This window comes from Serratia sp. HNCC26DJ206 (assembly GCF_057180605.1).
Genome location: NZ_JBXUGP010000019.1, coordinates 17,000 through 33,088, shown reverse-complemented (window position 1 = coordinate 33,088; position 16,089 = coordinate 17,000). Strand labels below are relative to the sequence as shown.

Annotated in this window: 13 protein-coding genes; 1 reads left to right on the top strand and 12 read right to left on the bottom strand. The window is 50.0% G+C overall.

Annotation, left to right across the window (positions count from 1 at the left end):
• Positions 1-10: 10 nt before the first annotated feature.
• From AC2A1E_RS13990 to AC2A1E_RS13935, 12 genes are all read right to left on the bottom strand, one after another.
• A complete protein-coding gene (locus tag AC2A1E_RS13990; RefSeq protein ID WP_484384267.1) occupies positions 11-2,782 on the bottom strand; it encodes a two-partner secretion domain-containing protein in 2,772 nt (923 codons plus the stop codon).
• Positions 2,783-3,367: 585 nt separating this feature from the next.
• Positions 3,368-4,078, bottom strand: a complete 711-nt coding sequence (locus tag AC2A1E_RS13985; protein WP_484384266.1) for a LuxR C-terminal-related transcriptional regulator — start codon at positions 4,076-4,078, stop codon at positions 3,368-3,370.
• A 30-nt stretch (positions 4,079-4,108) separates the two neighbouring features.
• On the bottom strand, positions 4,109-5,194 hold the full coding sequence (locus tag AC2A1E_RS13980) for a hypothetical protein (RefSeq protein ID WP_484384265.1): 1,086 nt from the start codon (positions 5,192-5,194) through the stop codon (positions 4,109-4,111).
• A 159-nt stretch (positions 5,195-5,353) separates the two neighbouring features.
• Positions 5,354-5,875: a fimbrial protein gene (locus AC2A1E_RS13975; RefSeq protein ID WP_484384264.1), complete on the bottom strand. Its 522-nt coding sequence runs from the start codon at positions 5,873-5,875 to the stop codon at positions 5,354-5,356.
• A gap of 15 nt (positions 5,876-5,890) precedes the next feature.
• Positions 5,891-6,565 (bottom strand): fimbrial biogenesis chaperone, encoded by a 675-nt coding sequence (locus tag AC2A1E_RS13970; protein WP_484384263.1) that lies wholly within the window; start codon positions 6,563-6,565, stop codon positions 5,891-5,893.
• Complete coding sequence (locus tag AC2A1E_RS13965; RefSeq protein ID WP_484384326.1) at positions 6,534-7,214, bottom strand: pilus assembly protein; 681 nt, start codon at positions 7,212-7,214, stop codon at positions 6,534-6,536. The genes AC2A1E_RS13970 and AC2A1E_RS13965 overlap by 32 nt, the downstream gene beginning before the upstream one ends.
• A 42-nt stretch (positions 7,215-7,256) precedes the next feature.
• Positions 7,257-9,509, bottom strand: a complete 2,253-nt coding sequence (locus AC2A1E_RS13960) for a TcfC E-set like domain-containing protein (protein ID WP_484384262.1) — start codon at positions 9,507-9,509, stop codon at positions 7,257-7,259.
• 280 nt (positions 9,510-9,789) lie between these two features.
• Positions 9,790-10,287: a CS1 type fimbrial major subunit gene (locus AC2A1E_RS13955; RefSeq protein WP_484384261.1), complete on the bottom strand. Its 498-nt coding sequence runs from the start codon at positions 10,285-10,287 to the stop codon at positions 9,790-9,792.
• Between the two features lie 523 nt (positions 10,288-10,810).
• Positions 10,811-11,857: a MerR family transcriptional regulator gene (locus AC2A1E_RS13950; protein WP_484384260.1), complete on the bottom strand. Its 1,047-nt coding sequence runs from the start codon at positions 11,855-11,857 to the stop codon at positions 10,811-10,813.
• 115 nt (positions 11,858-11,972) lie between these two features.
• Entirely contained in the window at positions 11,973-12,785 is an 813-nt protein-coding gene (locus AC2A1E_RS13945; protein WP_484384259.1) for a MetQ/NlpA family lipoprotein, read from the bottom strand.
• Between the two features lie 995 nt (positions 12,786-13,780).
• Positions 13,781-14,614, bottom strand: coding sequence for a DUF1460 domain-containing protein (locus AC2A1E_RS13940; RefSeq protein WP_484384258.1), 834 nt, complete (start codon positions 14,612-14,614; stop codon positions 13,781-13,783).
• A gap of 110 nt (positions 14,615-14,724) precedes the next feature.
• On the bottom strand, positions 14,725-15,192 hold the full coding sequence (locus AC2A1E_RS13935; RefSeq protein WP_484384257.1) for an acyltransferase: 468 nt from the start codon (positions 15,190-15,192) through the stop codon (positions 14,725-14,727).
• Positions 15,193-15,432: 240 nt separating this feature from the next.
• On the opposite strand from AC2A1E_RS13935, the gene AC2A1E_RS13930 reads away from it, so the two are divergent.
• Positions 15,433-16,023 (top strand): Yip1 family protein, encoded by a 591-nt coding sequence (locus AC2A1E_RS13930; RefSeq protein WP_484384256.1) that lies wholly within the window; start codon positions 15,433-15,435, stop codon positions 16,021-16,023.
• The last annotated feature ends 66 nt before the right edge of the window (positions 16,024-16,089 follow it).

Sequence of the window (16,089 nt, the reverse complement as noted above, 5' to 3'; positions counted from 1 at the left end):
AATTTGAGTGTTATAGACCGCAGTATAACTGACCGGTACATGGGCTACCGTTTACAGTGCCATAGCCGTAGGAATTGGTGATAACGTTTGGATACCAATTATACCCAATTAGTGTACCCACGTTACTCACACCTGTGACAGTGCCTTTGGCCGTTGAGTTAGTGATTATGCTTTCCGAAATACTCCCCACTAGACCACCGGCTCCATCATTACTCGTCACATTACCTGTAGCATAGGAATCATTGATCTCCGAAAACTCTAGCGACCCAACGAGCCCACCAACACTGTAGGACTCTCCGGTGACCAGTCCGCTGCTATAAGAGTTATTAATGATGGAGTGACTCACACTGCCGACCAGTCCACCGGTATAGGTTATTCCCGTGGTTTCCCCAACAGCGTAAGAGTTATTAATAATTGCCTGTCCAGCGTAACCGACCAACCCGCCGATATCATAACCACCGTACCATTCAGGTAAACCACTAACTTTACCAGTGGCATAGCTGTCTGTGAGCAAGACTTTGTGAGGTTGTACGCCAAAGTATTCAGCTAAGAACAAATCATCCCCTCTCAGAGAGCCAATTAACCCACCAACAACACCAACTCCACTTACATTACCGGTAGCATAAAGATTGCTGTACGTATCAGAATCAAAGTTAAAGTGACTATGTGCGTCACCAATTAACCCACCAACACCGTAGCCATCTGAAGAAACATTGCCTGTAGCGTATGAATTGGTAACAATGCCAGCAGCCTGCCCGATTAACCCACCGGCATAACCGGAATTACCGAAGCTACCAGTGGCGATAACATCAACATTCGCGTGTGCATTATTGAGCTGCCCACCAAATGATCCGATCAAGCCCCCAGCATACTCACCATTTGCCCTTACTATTCCTGTGGCATATACATTGTTGACATTATTACTGTGATTAATCCCTATTAGCCCGCCGGTAGTAGTGAAGCGATAAGCGTTAACTACGTTATTGACGTTGACGTTCTCCGCATAAACATCATGAATACTTCCCCCTAATTGCGAAGCTACAAGACTGCCTACAAAATCGCTTGGAACTGGATTATTGTTGTATTCCTCCGAGTAATAAGCGTCAAGATTTATGCGAGTTGTACCTTCAAGCATACCGGGTATGATGCCACCGGCACTCACGTTCGCATCCACCAGCCCGACGTTACGGATTTCCCCTGTAGAAAAACCAAATAAGCCACTATATCGATTAGGACGGTCGAAAATATTGTAAAAGACGCGCCCCTGTTTAATGGTCAGTTGATTAATGGTGTTTCCTAAGCCGGAAAAAACGCCGCTAAAAGCATCTTCTTCGTTGGTACCCATAATCGGCCTAAACCCCGCCCCCTGTGCGGTTGAACTGGCATCAATGGTATTACCCAGCACGTAGTAGCCTGCCAGACTGTTTTCCATCGCCTGTAGCTGGGCCACATTCTGGATCACGGTATAGCTCTGGCCGTTGTTGTTAAAGCTGGCCCCCTGGCCGGAAAGGGTGACGCTTTTACCCTGGCCCAACACATAGTCGCCGCCTGTAATAAACGCCACCCCCGCATTCTTGCCGGTGGCTTTCAGGTTGGCATTCAGCACGATGTTATCCTGTGCGACCAGCAGCAGCTGATTGGCATTATTCCAACTGATATCGTTCGAAATTGTAAGATCGCTGCTACTACTGATCAGTTCAACATTGCTGGTACGCAGGTTATTGGTGACGGCACGGGCCGAGACTTTATTACTGCTGGTGCTGTCGTTCACGTCGAGCTTATCAGCAGTGACATTCCAGGTGCTGGTTTGGCCGCCGAAGCCACGGGTATCAACGCTGGCACTGGCGCTGACGTTGACCAATTGGCCACTGGTTTCCACGCTGCCGCCGTTACCTTGATCGGCGACGCTGGCGTCCAGAATACCGTCGACATTAACGCGGCCCTGCTGCCCACCGCTCAGGACGATTTTGCCTGCTTTATTACTCAGCGTTTGCGCCTGGATGGTGCCAGTATTATTCACCACAGTTTGCAACACGTTGCTGTTGGCATAGGCGGCGCTCATCACCACCTGGCCGCCGTCGGCCTGGATCAGACCACTGTTTTCCGCCAGGGCATTGGCTGCCGCCGCCGTTACCTGAATATTCACCAGCCCGTCGCCACCAAAGTCGAGCGTAGTGGCTTTACCCGCAGCCAGTTTCACGCTGCCGAGATTGGCCTGAATCTCTCCTTGGTTACTGACCTGGCCGCCCAGCAACACCACCGCACCGCCGTCTTTGGCAGTGATGGTACCCTGGTTGACCACGCTGGCCGGGTTATTACCGCCGCTGAAATTGTACTTGCCAGTAGCGAAGCTGGTGGTCGTGAGATCCTGAGTAGAGGCCACTAAGCCGCCGACGTTCACCTGAGCATTGCTGCCAAACAGCACGCCGTTAGGGTTAACCAGGAACACGCGCCCGTTGGCGTTCAGTTGCCCCATCACTTTGGAGCCTTCAGTTCCCACCACCCGGTTGAGTGCAATCGAATTGCTGGTTGGTTGCTGGAAATTGACCTTATTGCCTTCGGCAATGTTAAAACTCTGCCACTCGATCGCCAACTTGTCGCTGCTTTGGTTGATCTGCATCTGCTGGTTATTAGGCTGGCTGATGGTGCCGCTACCAAATTTGATTGCGCCACTGGCAGGTAAATCAGCGGCATAGCTGGAACTGAAGGCTAAGCTGCCCATAATGGCTAACGCGAGGCTGTGTAATGAGGTATTACCTATAACACGAGTGATTTGACTCATGAATAACATCTCCGTCATGGAAAATGAAATAATTAGTTTTTAGTTTGAATATATAAAATAAGGCTGGTTATCTGCTCAGTGAATTGGCAAATTAATAAAAATTAACTGTGTATTGCAGAAAGCAGATTGCAATAATTTAGTTTAAATTTTTACCAATGTCGATATCTTTATCTTTACTTTTTGTATAAATGGTTTAAATTTAATTTTATAATTATTTTTAATTAAAACAATGAGTTATGTTTATTTTGGTGAATTAAAAAATAAGAAATTCCTGATAAAGTAATTTAGATAAATATAATAAAAATAGGTATATATAAAACTAATAACTCATCAAGTACTCAAGAAATAAAATGGCTACTAGCATCTCAATGTACAACTCCAGTTTTCATTCTGCGGTGATGGTTTTTTGAGCAGGAAATAAGAAAGTAGCTCATTAGCCTCAGTTTACGGTGGGGTTAATGAGCTATTAATACATTGTCATAAGGGGGGGATAATTCTGATTTATCAATTAAAAATAAAAAGGATTCTATTTGTTATTTGAAGTAAGTCACTCGTTTTTTGCTCAAATTTATCCACGATGATGAGTTAAATATAATTAGCCGTAATAAAAGAGGAGTCTGGATTCTGATCCCTATCACCGTATTCTGTGATGGATGCACCTGAGATGCAACTCACTATTTCCTTACGATAGTTATTTATCATAAGCGGCTGTAACGAACGAATGCCTAATTTGACGAGTGCAGAACGTTTATAATGGCTGACGGTCTTGTGACTGAGCAGGAGATCGGTCGCAATGCCCATTATTTTTTGCCCTTCTAATAAACGGCGTAATACGGTCATTTCTCGTAAAGAAAGTGAGGGGGCTGCTATCTGCCCTAATCGGTATAACCCAGTCAATGGGTGAAATACATTCAATAACTGATTTTTTAATATTTCCAACGATTTTGAGGTATCCAGCACGGCTAAAACATTGCGGAGCCCGCAAAGATAGCGGGCCATTACCTTGGTAGATACCATATCGGTAATAAGCACGATCTTGGTATTAGGATGCGACAACAGTAAACATTCACCGAGTAGGTGCAGAGTGGCAACTGGATTATCAACCATGCTACTCAACGTGAGTAGCATGATATCGATAGTAGGCAACTCTGTTAAATGTTTCTCACATTGTTCAAGCTCACTGATGCTGACTATAACGTTGCAATTATTTGATAAATGCGTATTACGCAGCACGCCATCAATGCCTATACGGGTATAATGGCATGGGCATTGAATGATTATATTCTTCTTAACCATATCAATCGTTCTCTTGGATATTAACCTTATTTATGCCTTTGGTGTGATAACAAAGGTCACATTATCAGAGTGCAGACCTGCGGTGGTTGAGGCATTTTTAAACAGGTTTACCTGCGGCGTCCAACACATCTCGCTGCGATTAGCGGTGCTGCTGGCGGTTTGTGACAGATTAATATATTTAGCCGTTGCCGCTGGGAAGCTAAAGTTATTGCCAGTAACGCCGTCGTTGCTCGTTAGCTGGAGATTATAAAATAACTGGCTGCCAGGGCCTTGTAGAGTAAACAGACTGCGCCCGCCTTGCGTACTGGCGGTATTGCTCACGCTTAACGCATAAGTTTTGTTCTTTACCCCTGCGGTGACATAATTTACGCATAACTGGTTGCTGGCGGCATTTTTAATTGAAGCTGGATAGCCGGTGCCTGCGGCTGATACATCAGGTAAATCGCCGACATCTGCCGTATTAAGTTCCCACACGGCGGAGGTCATTTTAAAATCGGGATCGACCGGTATTAATTCAGTCACCGGAGGAACAACCACATTAGGAGGAGTAGCGCCACCGCGTAAACAGGAACTGGTTGTTACCGTAGGGATAAACCAGTAGTAACTAACTGTAGTACGATCAGCGCCGTTCGTACTAAAAAAATAGAACATTGCTGCCGGGTAGGCATTATTTTCTGTTGTTGTCGTAAAGGTAAATGAAACTGTTCCATTTTTTCTTATCATTAGCGACCCATCATCAGCACCAACGAAGAGAGCAGGATTGCTAGCGGTCGGTCTGTTACTAGGAGAAAGCATCATACCCGTAGGGAGTGAATAACTCGTGACTGGTGTAGGATAGACAAATGCGTCACTGTTATTCGTACGATTCATGCCTCCATTTGAAATAGATGGGATTTTTATTGAAAAATAGTTCTGTATCCCATCCGCAGTACCATCACCGATTCCGGCAGGAATCGTATCAGCATAAAAACTGGCTTGCCACTGATTATTACCAATGTTATCAATGGAGCAATTGGATATGTCCATTCTATAGTATGTTCCGGCAATCACTGGGTGGATACCACAACACAGCAATAGCCCAACAAAAAACGGGAGCCATAAAAAATGTTTTTTCATCTTAATTCCTTGATGAGTTAAGCCCTTACTCCTTGAAGTTACTGACTGGTTGTGACTTCAAGTATGTTGGATATAAACCTGTTTCAAACTATAAAATACCTAACCTATGTGGTAATAACGTTCGCGACGCAGGTATTATTCGTATTTCAGAAGTTCGAGTTACACCTTCACTTCAAACATCAGCACCAGTTGGCCGGTATAACTCCCGGCGATCGTACCGAGTACCCCCACCGGTTGACGGGCCAGCACCGACAGCAGATAACTGCCCGTTGAGGTGTCCCCCACCAGCGCCGGGTTGCTGAAGTCTACCGGCGTGGCGCTCAGCGCCTGTAGCGTGGTGGCGCTGCTGCCAAACCCGACTTGTTCGGTGGTGAAGGTCAGTGATGCATCGGTTTCGTGGGTCAGCACCAATGGGTTAACCAGCGAAACCATAAAGTTGCGCTCATTACGAATGCTCACCTGTACCGGTACTTGCGCCTGATAGCGGGTGATATCGCTGCCTGCGCTGTTGCTCAGCGTCAAGGTGTCGTACCAGCCGCCGCCCGGTTTCTCAACCGTGATTTTCGGCAGGTCGGTCAGGGTAATATTGACTGGTACACTGCCGAGCGCTATGTCGGCGGCATTCACGCTGCTTCCCGACAGCAATAAGATCGCTGCGATGACCTGTTGCCATAACTTCATGGTATTGATCCTTTTTTATCTGTCACATTGCAGGGTGAACGAGGTGTCCTGTGCCTTGCCGCGCAAAGTCTTGCCTGCCAGTAGGCGTGGCGTTCCCGGGTAGACATTAAAGTCATCCACGGTTTTGCCATCCTGCATCAATTCACGAAACTCCACCCGCACCGTACCAGTAGCCTCCAGGTGCAGGCCGTCTTCTCGGCAGTCATGGCGCCAGGTCGTGGTCTGGGTTAACGGCAACTGGCGTACCAGCCCCATATAACCCAGGCCTACCAGCATCACGTTGTTGTGGGTTCCGCTGATGGTGGCCTGCTGCTGCGGCATAACCGCCAGCCGGTACACTTTCTCTTTGTCTGGACGGGTCAGCGCCTTTAGTTGCACCTGCTTCTCCTGTCGTGGCCCCAGCGTCAGCTTGAACGGGGCGGCATACAGTGATGGTGCTTTGACCAAGCCCAGCGGGATCCGCTGCTCCTCTTCCGGCGGCACTCCGGGGTTGGTTACCTCGAATAGGGTGATGTTGACAAATTCCGGTTTGTCGCCGGTATTTTTCACCCATACCGTCGTCTGATCGTCTTTCATTTCTACAATCTTCGGGCTGATATTAATCAGCGCCTGCACCGAGCCCCATGGCAGGGCACACAGCAGCATCCCGACAGGTGCCTTACGGGCAGCGCACATCAAACGGCTGACCATCGGCATTTCCTTGTAAACGGGTTACCGAGAACACGCGTGGCGTACCGGGGAATATTTTCTGCTCTGCTGGCAGGCTGCCTGCCGGAGTGGCCTGCAACTGGTTGAACAGCGTATGCACATTGCCAGTGGCCGTCAGTTGCAGCCCGCCCGCTGTACACTGGTGGTTCCAGCCGTGATTCTGAGCCTGGGCTGGTGGCAGATGGTGAACCACCACCCCATAGGCCACCCCGAAGGTCAGGGGAGCAGTGATTTTGTCCTTGCTCTCACCGCCAACCACTTTGATGCTGGAGACTGGCACGATATACAGCCGGTACAGCGTTTCTTTGGCCGGTGATTTCAGCGCCACCAGGCTGATATCCCGTTTCTGGCCTGGCCCCAGCGTCAGCTTGGCCGGGTTGGCCATCATCTCCGGTACGGTGATATCGCCGATCGCCGTTTTGCGCTCCGGGGTTTCACCTGGATTCTCGATTCGCATCAGGTTAACCTTGAGGTAGAGCGGTTTGTCGCCCAGATTGCTGACCTGCACGGTACGGGTCAGTTGCCCTTCCACGGTGCTACGTGCTGGCATCACCATTAATTGCCCATCGGCCTGGGCGAATCCGCTCAGTGCCAGCAAGCTGGTCGCCAGCAGGGCACGGCATGTCTTGATCATTGGTTTCATAAGTTACTCACATCAATTCAGTGGGTTCAATTACCCCGCCACGCAGAGGTAGCGGCTGTCGCGTGGTTTAGTCAGATCACAGCGGTAGCGTCCCAGCTTGCCAGTCACGGTGATTTCTTTAATCAACGTCGTGGATGCCACTGAGAACAGGCCGTTCGGGTAGACCATATCCCCCGTCTCGCTCACCGTGCCGCTCACGGGTATACCGCGGCTGTCCACCAGGAAGCCGTTGTACAGCAGGTTCATTGCCACCTCTGCTTTCACTGGATACACCTGCCCCGGATGGGCGCGCACCACGTTGGCTGGCAAGCGGATATTCATGTCCATGCTGGCATCCACCGCCTGGGCGCGGGCAAAGGTCACGTCTTGGTAGCTGGCCAGCGGCACCGCGTAGGTGCTGCCTCCACCAACCGGGTTGCCTTCCACCTTGAAGCCGTATGGGGTGTCGCCCAGTTTAGGAGTAGTCACCAACATCGCCGCACCGCTCGGGCTGGTACGCCCCAGCGCAATGCCGTCTTTGCTTGCCGCCAGCATGCCGTTGTAGTTGAAGCTGCTGCTGGCGATATGGTCATCCACCCCGAGCCGCAGGGACGCATCGCCACGGGTGCCGCTACGGCGGGCGTTCAGGCCGATCGCATTGGTGCGGCCGACTTCGCTGAAGTCCACGCCTGCATAGGTGGTGCCGGTGCTGTCTTCAAACTCACGGGTATAACTGCCGCCGGTGTGCAGCTTGCCGTTGTTGTAAGCAGCGTTCAGCGTGCCGGTATTGCGGTCCAGCATGATGGTGGTGTTCAGATACAGCCCGTAGTTGTTGCTGCTGTTGTTATAGCCACCTTTTTGCACCCCGGTGGAAATCACCGCCCAGACCCCGTTGCCACGCCAGTTCCAACTGCTTTGCAACTGATGGCGTTCGCTGTTGGCAAAGCGGCTGTAGTTGTAACCCAAGCGAGTCGGGCCAAACTGGCGGCTGTAGCCCAGCGAAGTGCTGTTGCTGCCCTGATAGAATTCAGACACCGAGGTATTCTGGTACTGTGAAACTGTCAGATTACCCAGTTGCTGGTTACCGGCGCTCAGGCTGGCGTAGCCACCCGCGCGTTTTTCCCCGGCCATAACGCCCACGGTTGGCGTCACTTCTACATCCGCGATCTGCATTGGCCGGGTGAGGTTGTGCTCCATCGCCCAGCTATTGCCGGTGCCCTTGAGCAGGGTACTGCTGGCGGCAAACCAGTTGGTCTGGAAGCTGACGCCCGCATTGACGATGCTCTTCTGAGTGTTCAGTTCTTTGCCCAGCGTCAGATACCAGCCAGAGCCGCCACCATAGTTGATGTTGGCAATCTGCTGGTTCTCGGTACTGACCACCTGGCCGCTGCGGTTAACCAGCCGAACTTCAACGCTGTAGAAGCCGCCGGGCAACTGGTTGTAATCAATCTCATTGCGGCCCACCACGGCCGGCAAGCGGCGGATAAGGCGTCCGTCGCGGTAGAACTCGTAGTCGCCATCGGTGGTGGCGAACAACACTATTTTGCCTGCGGACTGGTTGTCGCGCTTCAGGTTGTCCTGGCTGCCCAGGGTGACGAACTGGTCAAAGCTTGGGTTGAGCGAGGTGCTGATGCTGCCTGAGGCACTGTCGCGGCTGTCCTGCCGCCCACTGCGCAAGTAGGTTGAGGCAAAGTTTTTTTGCAGATACCAGGTACTGACGCCTTGATCCGTGGTCCGGACATCGAAATTTTTGCTTTCGTTGTAGTACCAGTTCAGATACGCATAGCTCTGCGCGGGCAGGCCGAGGTAGCCCTGGCCGTAGGCTGAAACCGCGCGGTATTCATTGGAGGCGGTGCGTACATCCAGTGACTGGTTATGAATAAAGCCCATCATGGTCTGGGGTTGCACATAACGCTGGTTGCCGTCGGTGATGGTCAGCGACTGTTTGACTTTATCCAGCGATACCGTCTGGCCGCTGACGGTATAGTCGCAACCGTTCGGGCAGACTGCGTAGGGGATCTGGGTGAGAACCTTGTTGAGTAATACTATCTGTTCAACTGACACTCCATTCTGGCGATACAGTGCCTCATCAAAGGTGAGACGATTTTTTTGTGCAGACCAGTTGATGGGCCCTGGCAACGGTTTGCCGTCCAGAGTGGCCAGAAACTGCATGGATTTATCCTGCTCGGCCTCGGAAAAGCCCGCAGGCACCTGATATTCAATCTGGGCACTGTCTGCATAGGTTGCGGCTGACGGTGCCAGCAGCAATAAACCGGTTGCCCATCCTGGGATAACGTTGGCCATGGAGAGTCCGTTCAATAAGTAGAGTAAATAGCTCTGTCAGTTATTAACGTATTAATAATCAGGCAGCATGACGTACTTAATGACTAGTCATTAATCATTAACCCGCTTTGAATAAAATATTTATATTTTTTACAGCGTGGTAGCTAACAAAAAGCTTTGATTACTGTCCTAAAAAACATTTTCACTAATAATCATTAAATTCAGGTAAATAATAGGGCTATAGATATAACCCTATTATTGTATCAATACCAGAAATCAAAGATATTGTGGTAATACCAGTTTAGATTTTTGGTTCGAACAGCATGACCAGGTCACCCTGGTATGAACCGTTAGTCGTGCCAGTCACGTTAGTTGGCGCTTTGGCAGTGATTTTCAGGGTGTAGGTGTTGTCATAGCCACCTGGTGCAACAGTGGTCTGAGTCACTTTAACGGGAGCACCCACAACCACTGGCTTGCCAGCGAAAGTGACGGCCACGGTTGATAACTGAGCGCCATCAAGACGGTTCACGGTCAATGGCTGAACCAGAGATACGTTCACGTCAGTGTCGGTGGTGTAAACACGAACCGGCAGATCGTTGGAAGCGAAAGATGTCTGGGTATAATCCTTGGCGAAAAGCTCTTCTTTATCGTACCAGGTGCTGCCATCTGGCTTGGAAACGAAGATGGCATCGTTAATATTAGCCACGATGGTGATCTCTTTATTCACGCCAGTAGCAGCATGTGCCAGACCGGTAGACAGAATAGCAGCGGCGACAACAGACAGAAGAATCTTTTTCATTATTACTTTCCTTTTTTAATTAAAGCGACGTCCTTATCATTAAGAAACGTCCTTAATGTTTCCGTTCAGTACTGAACATGATACAAATAGCCATTGATTAAAAGGCTATTTGGAGTTGATTCAGTAGAGATGAAAATCATCAACATTGAGTGCGTTAAGTACAATATGGTTTTAATTGAAAGCTCAATATCAACCAGCGGGACGCAATGTAAGATTTTTCTTTGATTTAAGGGAGATGCTTTTTTACTATACGCAATGCAGATTTGTTATTTTCTTGCAATGAAAAATAGAGTTTTTTTATTATCCTGTTGAATTTATGTTGTTTTATTTTTGTGGTAATAATTTCATACCGAGCTGATTTTTTTTAAAAAACGATTTAAATCAGTTTTTCAATTAACCCTGTGCTTTATAGAATCCCAAAAAGCGTCGTCAGATCAGAATATGCTGATTCATTTTTGCCAACTTTCAAACCTGATAACGCCGAATTTTTTAGAATAATCTTATAGTTGGAGGCTGGCGACATTCATGAGGCAGGCCGTGATCCCACCTGTTGCATCAGTTGTGCAATACACTCACGCAAGTAGGCCAGCAAAGGTGGCGTGAGCCAGGTACCTTCAGTCAGAGCCGGTTCCTGTTCCATCGCCTGACGGATTTTCATCTGGGTCGCCGGGTTGTCGCCTGCATAGGAATGGAACAGTTCCAGCCAGTGAGCGGCCAACTGCCGCGCTTGTTCTGATTCTGCGGGGACTCCCTCTCTCATTGCCTGCTGGAAGCGGGCGATCAACCCCGGCCATTCCTGCATGCGATCAAAATAGTGAGCACGTACATAGGCATACTCCTGCTCATTGAGATATTTGCGGTAAATCTCCAGTTTGGTTTCGGCAAAGGCCCGCGTCACGTAATCGGTCATGGCCGGGGTGATACCGGTTTGCTCGCGCATCAAGGGTTCATCGGCATGCATGGCATTCAAGCGGGTTAGAAATGCGGGATTGCCAGCGGTATCGCGCTCCAACGTGCGCATCCAGCGGCGTGCAATGGCCTGAGCGCGTGGGTCTTCAGCGTTGATGCCGCTTTCCATCAGCATATGCACACTGCTGACCATTTCTTTCCATTCCTGGTTGCGCGCTTCATCGGCCTGATAAAAGGGTAACTGTGCCAGTTCATCCGCGGTAAAATATTTATCGTACATTGTCATTGACTCCAAAGTCGTCAGCCAGTCGTTTAATTCGGGTTCATTGCCCATGGTCAGTTGCGTATGCATATGCTGCAACCGGCCACGCAACGCGGTGATCTGCACCAATTGCCGATCGAGCATGGCAATCTGCTGCTCGATAACGGCGGGTAGCGCCAGCCCCGAACGTGCCAGAAGCGCTCCGACTTCTGCCAGCGTGACGCCCATACGGCGCAAGGCCTGAATATGGTGCAAGCGGGTAATATCAGCCCGGTTATACAAACGATACCCGGCGTCGGAACGTGCAGAGGGGATCAATAAACCAATACTGTCGTAGTAATGCAGCGTTCTGACGGTAATTCCCGAACGGCGCGCCAGTTCGCCCACTTTTAATAGCATTTGGTTACCTCCTGCGGCTTCAGGTAATAAGGTATAAGGCCTGACGTAGCGTAAGGGTCAAGAAGAAAGACGGGGGAGATTGCTGCAGGCTCACGTACGGAGCCTGCACTAGGCACTACCAACCTTTTACGGCACCGCCGTTGAAGATTTTTTCTGCGGCTTTGGCTACTTCATCGGATTCATAGGCTTTGACGAAGCTCTGCACGTTCTGCGCATCTTTATTGTCTGTGCGGGCCACCACGATATTGGTATACGGCGACTCTTTATCTTCGATAAAAATGCCGTCTTTGGTGGGGGTCAGACCGATCTGATTGATATAAGTGGTGCTGATGACCGCGACGGCGACTTTTGGATCGTCCAGCACATGCGGAAGCTGTGCGCCTTCCAACTCCATAATCTGGTAATTGTGCGGGTTGGCGCTGATATCCAATGAGGTCGGCAGCAGGCCTTTACCTTCTTTAAGATCGATCAGCCCGACTTTTTTCAACAGCAGCAGCGCGCGGCCCAAATTGGTAGGATCGTTGGGGATAGCAATCACCGCACCATCCTGTAACTCTTTCACTGAAGTGATTTTTTTCGAGTAACCCGCCATCGGGAATACAAAGGTATTGCCAACCGCCACCAGCTTGTAGCCGTGATCTTTATTTTGCTGGGCCAGGAACGGGCGGTGCTGGAATACGTTGGCATCCAGTTCGCCTTTATCGGTGGCATCGTTGGGCAGCAGTGAGCCGCTGAAACCGACCAGTTCTACCTCCAGGCCATATTTCTCTTTGGCCACCTGTTTGGCGATCTCCGCCACATCCTGTTCGGCACCGTTAATCACACCGACTTTGATATGGTTTTGATCGGTTTTTTGATCGCAGCCCTGTAACAGCAGGGTTACTGACAGTGCTGCCGCCAAGGCGGTAAAACGCCAGGTTATGGTCATAGGAATCTCCCTGAAAAAACAATGAAATCAGTAGGTTTGGTGCTGATAGATAACCCCGGCTTTAGGGTGAAGTCAAACGATTACTCAGTATAAAGAGGCATAGCTAATAACCACCGAATCCGGCATGGGTCTATTTTCTCTGTGCAAAGGGGCATTGTGTCGTGCGGCATCTTTGCTTGAGTTTCTGGCGTAATCCGTCCGTGGACATAGGGTGGACTACACTGGCCCGCTATTGAATAAGTTGCGTGTGCCATTGCTGTTCTTTGAGAACTATGATCTTTTCCGGAATATTAATTTTGCTGTTATCAACAGTTAACTGCCCAAGGTGCAAAGTCCACCGCGAACCTCGAACGGGTGGCGCTGTTTCAAATCGAAGGACTATTCCACCCTGTTCACCATTCAGGTCCATGGTTTTTGCCGACAATGCTGAGTAGGTTACGGGGCCCCTGCTACCTGCGGAGGAGGTTGTGCCACTGCACCGTTTAGATGGTATGCCTCCCGTTTTTGAGCTGAGATTATCGTAAAATTCCGAATCGGAGATGATGCGTTCTCCGTTTTCCTTTTCTATATAAGCTCTTTGATGCGAGTACATTATTGGAATTCGAGCGTTGTGATTTGCCCGGCTGTAGTTGTGTGCGTATAGATATATCCACAAAGCAGATTCGTCGGCACAGGTTATGTTTATTATGATTTCGATACTTTCTTGCTTGCCATTTCTTTCAACTTTGACCTGATAGGCGCTGGGCCAATCTGTGTCCCCCTCAAACCAGGGCCTAGATGGAACGCTGACTACACACCCACCAAGCGTTAAGGAAAGGAAGCAGGCCATCATGGCGAACGTCAATTTTCTATACATGGATAGATTCCGAGATTATTGACTTAACAGAGATTGATTGGACGCTAACACCTGCCCAGGTGCGGAATTTTTGCCGAGCATGTATGCGTTCCATCCCAGCCAACCTCGCTGTTAAACTGACTCAGATGGCCCCCTGGGCTTAACGCGGGCGCAAGACCACAATGCCTGGCGTATTCATTACGTAAGCGCTAAACGGCGAGTCCACCACTTGCATATTCTCTTTACGCGAAGAGGCATTGCGCAGCACCGGGCCATCCTGCGTCATAATAAAGAAACCAGTGTGGGTAACGTCCAGCCCGGCCAGTTTGGTGTAGATGCCGATGTAGTCACCAGTCTGCAACTGACTCATCACCCGATCGTTAACAAATTCACTGGGGATATAGGTAATGCTGCGTTCTACCACCGGCAGGCCGGGAAGATAAGCCTCGCCATCGGCTTTACGATTGAGGTGTTTCACGACGGTGACGGCATTCGGGCTAAGCTGTGCGGTAATATCGTCGGCGAGTATCTGCTCTTTTTGCGCCCAATCGCTGAAGAAATGTTTGCGATGCAGGAAATCGATCTCACCCTTCACGTAGCGGGTTTGAATCAGGTTCTCGATAAACTGCTCGTCGGTAGTGGCTTCTCTGAGCGCTTCAACGTAATCCAGGTAGGTGAAGCAGTCCAACCCACGAAAATCGATCACCAGCTGTTCTGGGGTGCTGGCCGAGCCGATCAGCATATTGGCAACATAAGGCGTACCGAGGAACGTCTGCGAGAGCAGATCGATCGTCTGGCCTTTATCGGCTTTAGGAACCGCCGCGTGCAGCGCCAGTATGGCGTGCAGTTTGTTAACTGTGTCGTCGTCCATTTTCATCGCTATCTTCTGCTGGTTAGCCATTTCCGGCGTTAATTTTACCGGGTTCTCGACAGGTTTTTTAGCGCTGCATCCCACTATTAGTGGGATCAACGTGATTAAAAACAATCGGCGCATCTTTTTTCCTATCCTGGCATTAAATGATAACGGTTATCATTATTGCCGGAGGGAAGTAAACTTAGCGTAAACATAACGGCAATCAACGTGATGCCAACCACCTGATTCAACTAATCAAGCTCCCTCAACAGTTTGGCCGGATTACCGGCATAAATGCCTTTACGGCTGATATTTTTGCTGACCACTGCACCGGCACCGATCACCACATCATCGCAGATCTCAACGGACAGCACGGTAGCGCCGGAACCGATGGAAACCCGGTTGCCGATCCTGGTACGGCCCCAACTGGCCGGATCGGCGTTGGGCGCGCCGTTTTTGAACAGATCGTTGGCGAACATCACGCCATGGCCGATAAAGCAGTCTTCACCAATAGTGACGTATTCGCAGATAAAGCTGTGGGATTGCACTTTACTGCGTGCCCCTACGCTGACGTTTTTCTGGATTTCGACAAATGGCCCGACGAACACATCGTCACCCAATTGGCAACCGTACAGATTGCTGGGTTCAATCACCATCACGTTCTGCCCGGCCTGAACTTGATTAATCCCGCTTTGGCGGGTGCGGATTTTAGCTGACATAGAGTCCCTCCAGTAAAGTGGTGCAACATATTGACTATACACTTATTACTTAACATTGCAGGGGGGTAACTGTATCGCGTTATTTGGCTCTTCGCCGCTGCTGCGTACGTTTTTTCAATCAAAGACTATACTGGATACAGGGGAGGTGCCCCGTGGCCGCCATCCTCACGCGGTATGTTATCCGTTAAAGATGTTAATGATTCGCCGCTTGCGCTTTGCGGTGAAATGAGGAGGTGTTTCATGGCCAATCATGTTTGGGGACTGCTGGCGCATCCCCGCACCGAGTTCAAAAACATTCAAAGCGAGAATGAAAGCATCTCGCACCTGTACACCCACCACGTTCTGTTAATGGCGTTGATACCGGTGATCTGTGCCTATATCGGTACCACGCGGCTAGGCTGGCTCTCGGGCAGCGGACACGCAATCCGCTTGGATATGCTTACCGCTTTCTATACCGCCATTGCTTTTTACCTGCTGATGCTGGCCGGTGTGGCGATCATGGGGAAAGCGATCCACTGGATGGCCCGACGCTATGAGACTCGCCCCAGCCTGCACCGCTGCATGGTGTTTGCCGGTTATGTGGCGACACCGATGTTCCTGAGTGGGGTAGTGGCGCTGTATCCGGTGCTCTGGCTGTGTCTGTTGGCCGGTATTATCGGCCTCAGCTATTCGGCCTATCTGCTGTACATCGGCATTCCGAATTTCCTGGGGATCGATCGCAAAGAAGGGTTTATCTTTTCCAGTTCGACGTTGGCTATGGGCATCCTGTTACTTGAGCTTCTGCTTGGGTTAACGGTGGTGCTGTGGGGGTATGGTTCCTGGTTCTTCTGAAGTCTGCATTTTGTTCTGTTATTGCCCCTTATGCTATTGCGGCATAAGGGGTTTTTGCATTTAACG

What these genes read in the sequence shown, in the direction of transcription:
- AC2A1E_RS13990 (WP_484384267.1), bottom strand. Translation starts at nt 2,782, where the DNA reads ATGAGTCAAATCACTCGTGTTATAGGTAATACCTCATTACACAGCCTC.
- AC2A1E_RS13985 (WP_484384266.1), bottom strand. Translation starts at nt 4,078, where the DNA reads ATGGTTAAGAAGAATATAATCATTCAATGCCCATGCCATTATACCCGT.
- AC2A1E_RS13980 (WP_484384265.1), bottom strand. Translation starts at nt 5,194, where the DNA reads ATGAAAAAACATTTTTTATGGCTCCCGTTTTTTGTTGGGCTATTGCTG.
- AC2A1E_RS13975 (WP_484384264.1), bottom strand. Translation starts at nt 5,875, where the DNA reads ATGAAGTTATGGCAACAGGTCATCGCAGCGATCTTATTGCTGTCGGGA.
- AC2A1E_RS13970 (WP_484384263.1), bottom strand. Translation starts at nt 6,565, where the DNA reads ATGGTCAGCCGTTTGATGTGCGCTGCCCGTAAGGCACCTGTCGGGATG.
- AC2A1E_RS13960 (WP_484384262.1), bottom strand. Translation starts at nt 9,509, where the DNA reads ATGGCCAACGTTATCCCAGGATGGGCAACCGGTTTATTGCTGCTGGCA.
- AC2A1E_RS13955 (WP_484384261.1), bottom strand. Translation starts at nt 10,287, where the DNA reads ATGAAAAAGATTCTTCTGTCTGTTGTCGCCGCTGCTATTCTGTCTACC.
- AC2A1E_RS13950 (WP_484384260.1), bottom strand. Translation starts at nt 11,857, where the DNA reads ATGCTATTAAAAGTGGGCGAACTGGCGCGCCGTTCGGGAATTACCGTC.
- AC2A1E_RS13945 (WP_484384259.1), bottom strand. Translation starts at nt 12,785, where the DNA reads ATGACCATAACCTGGCGTTTTACCGCCTTGGCGGCAGCACTGTCAGTA.
- AC2A1E_RS13940 (WP_484384258.1), bottom strand. Translation starts at nt 14,614, where the DNA reads ATGCGCCGATTGTTTTTAATCACGTTGATCCCACTAATAGTGGGATGC.
- AC2A1E_RS13935 (WP_484384257.1), bottom strand. Translation starts at nt 15,192, where the DNA reads ATGTCAGCTAAAATCCGCACCCGCCAAAGCGGGATTAATCAAGTTCAG.
- AC2A1E_RS13930 (WP_484384256.1), top strand. Translation starts at nt 15,433, where the DNA reads ATGGCCAATCATGTTTGGGGACTGCTGGCGCATCCCCGCACCGAGTTC.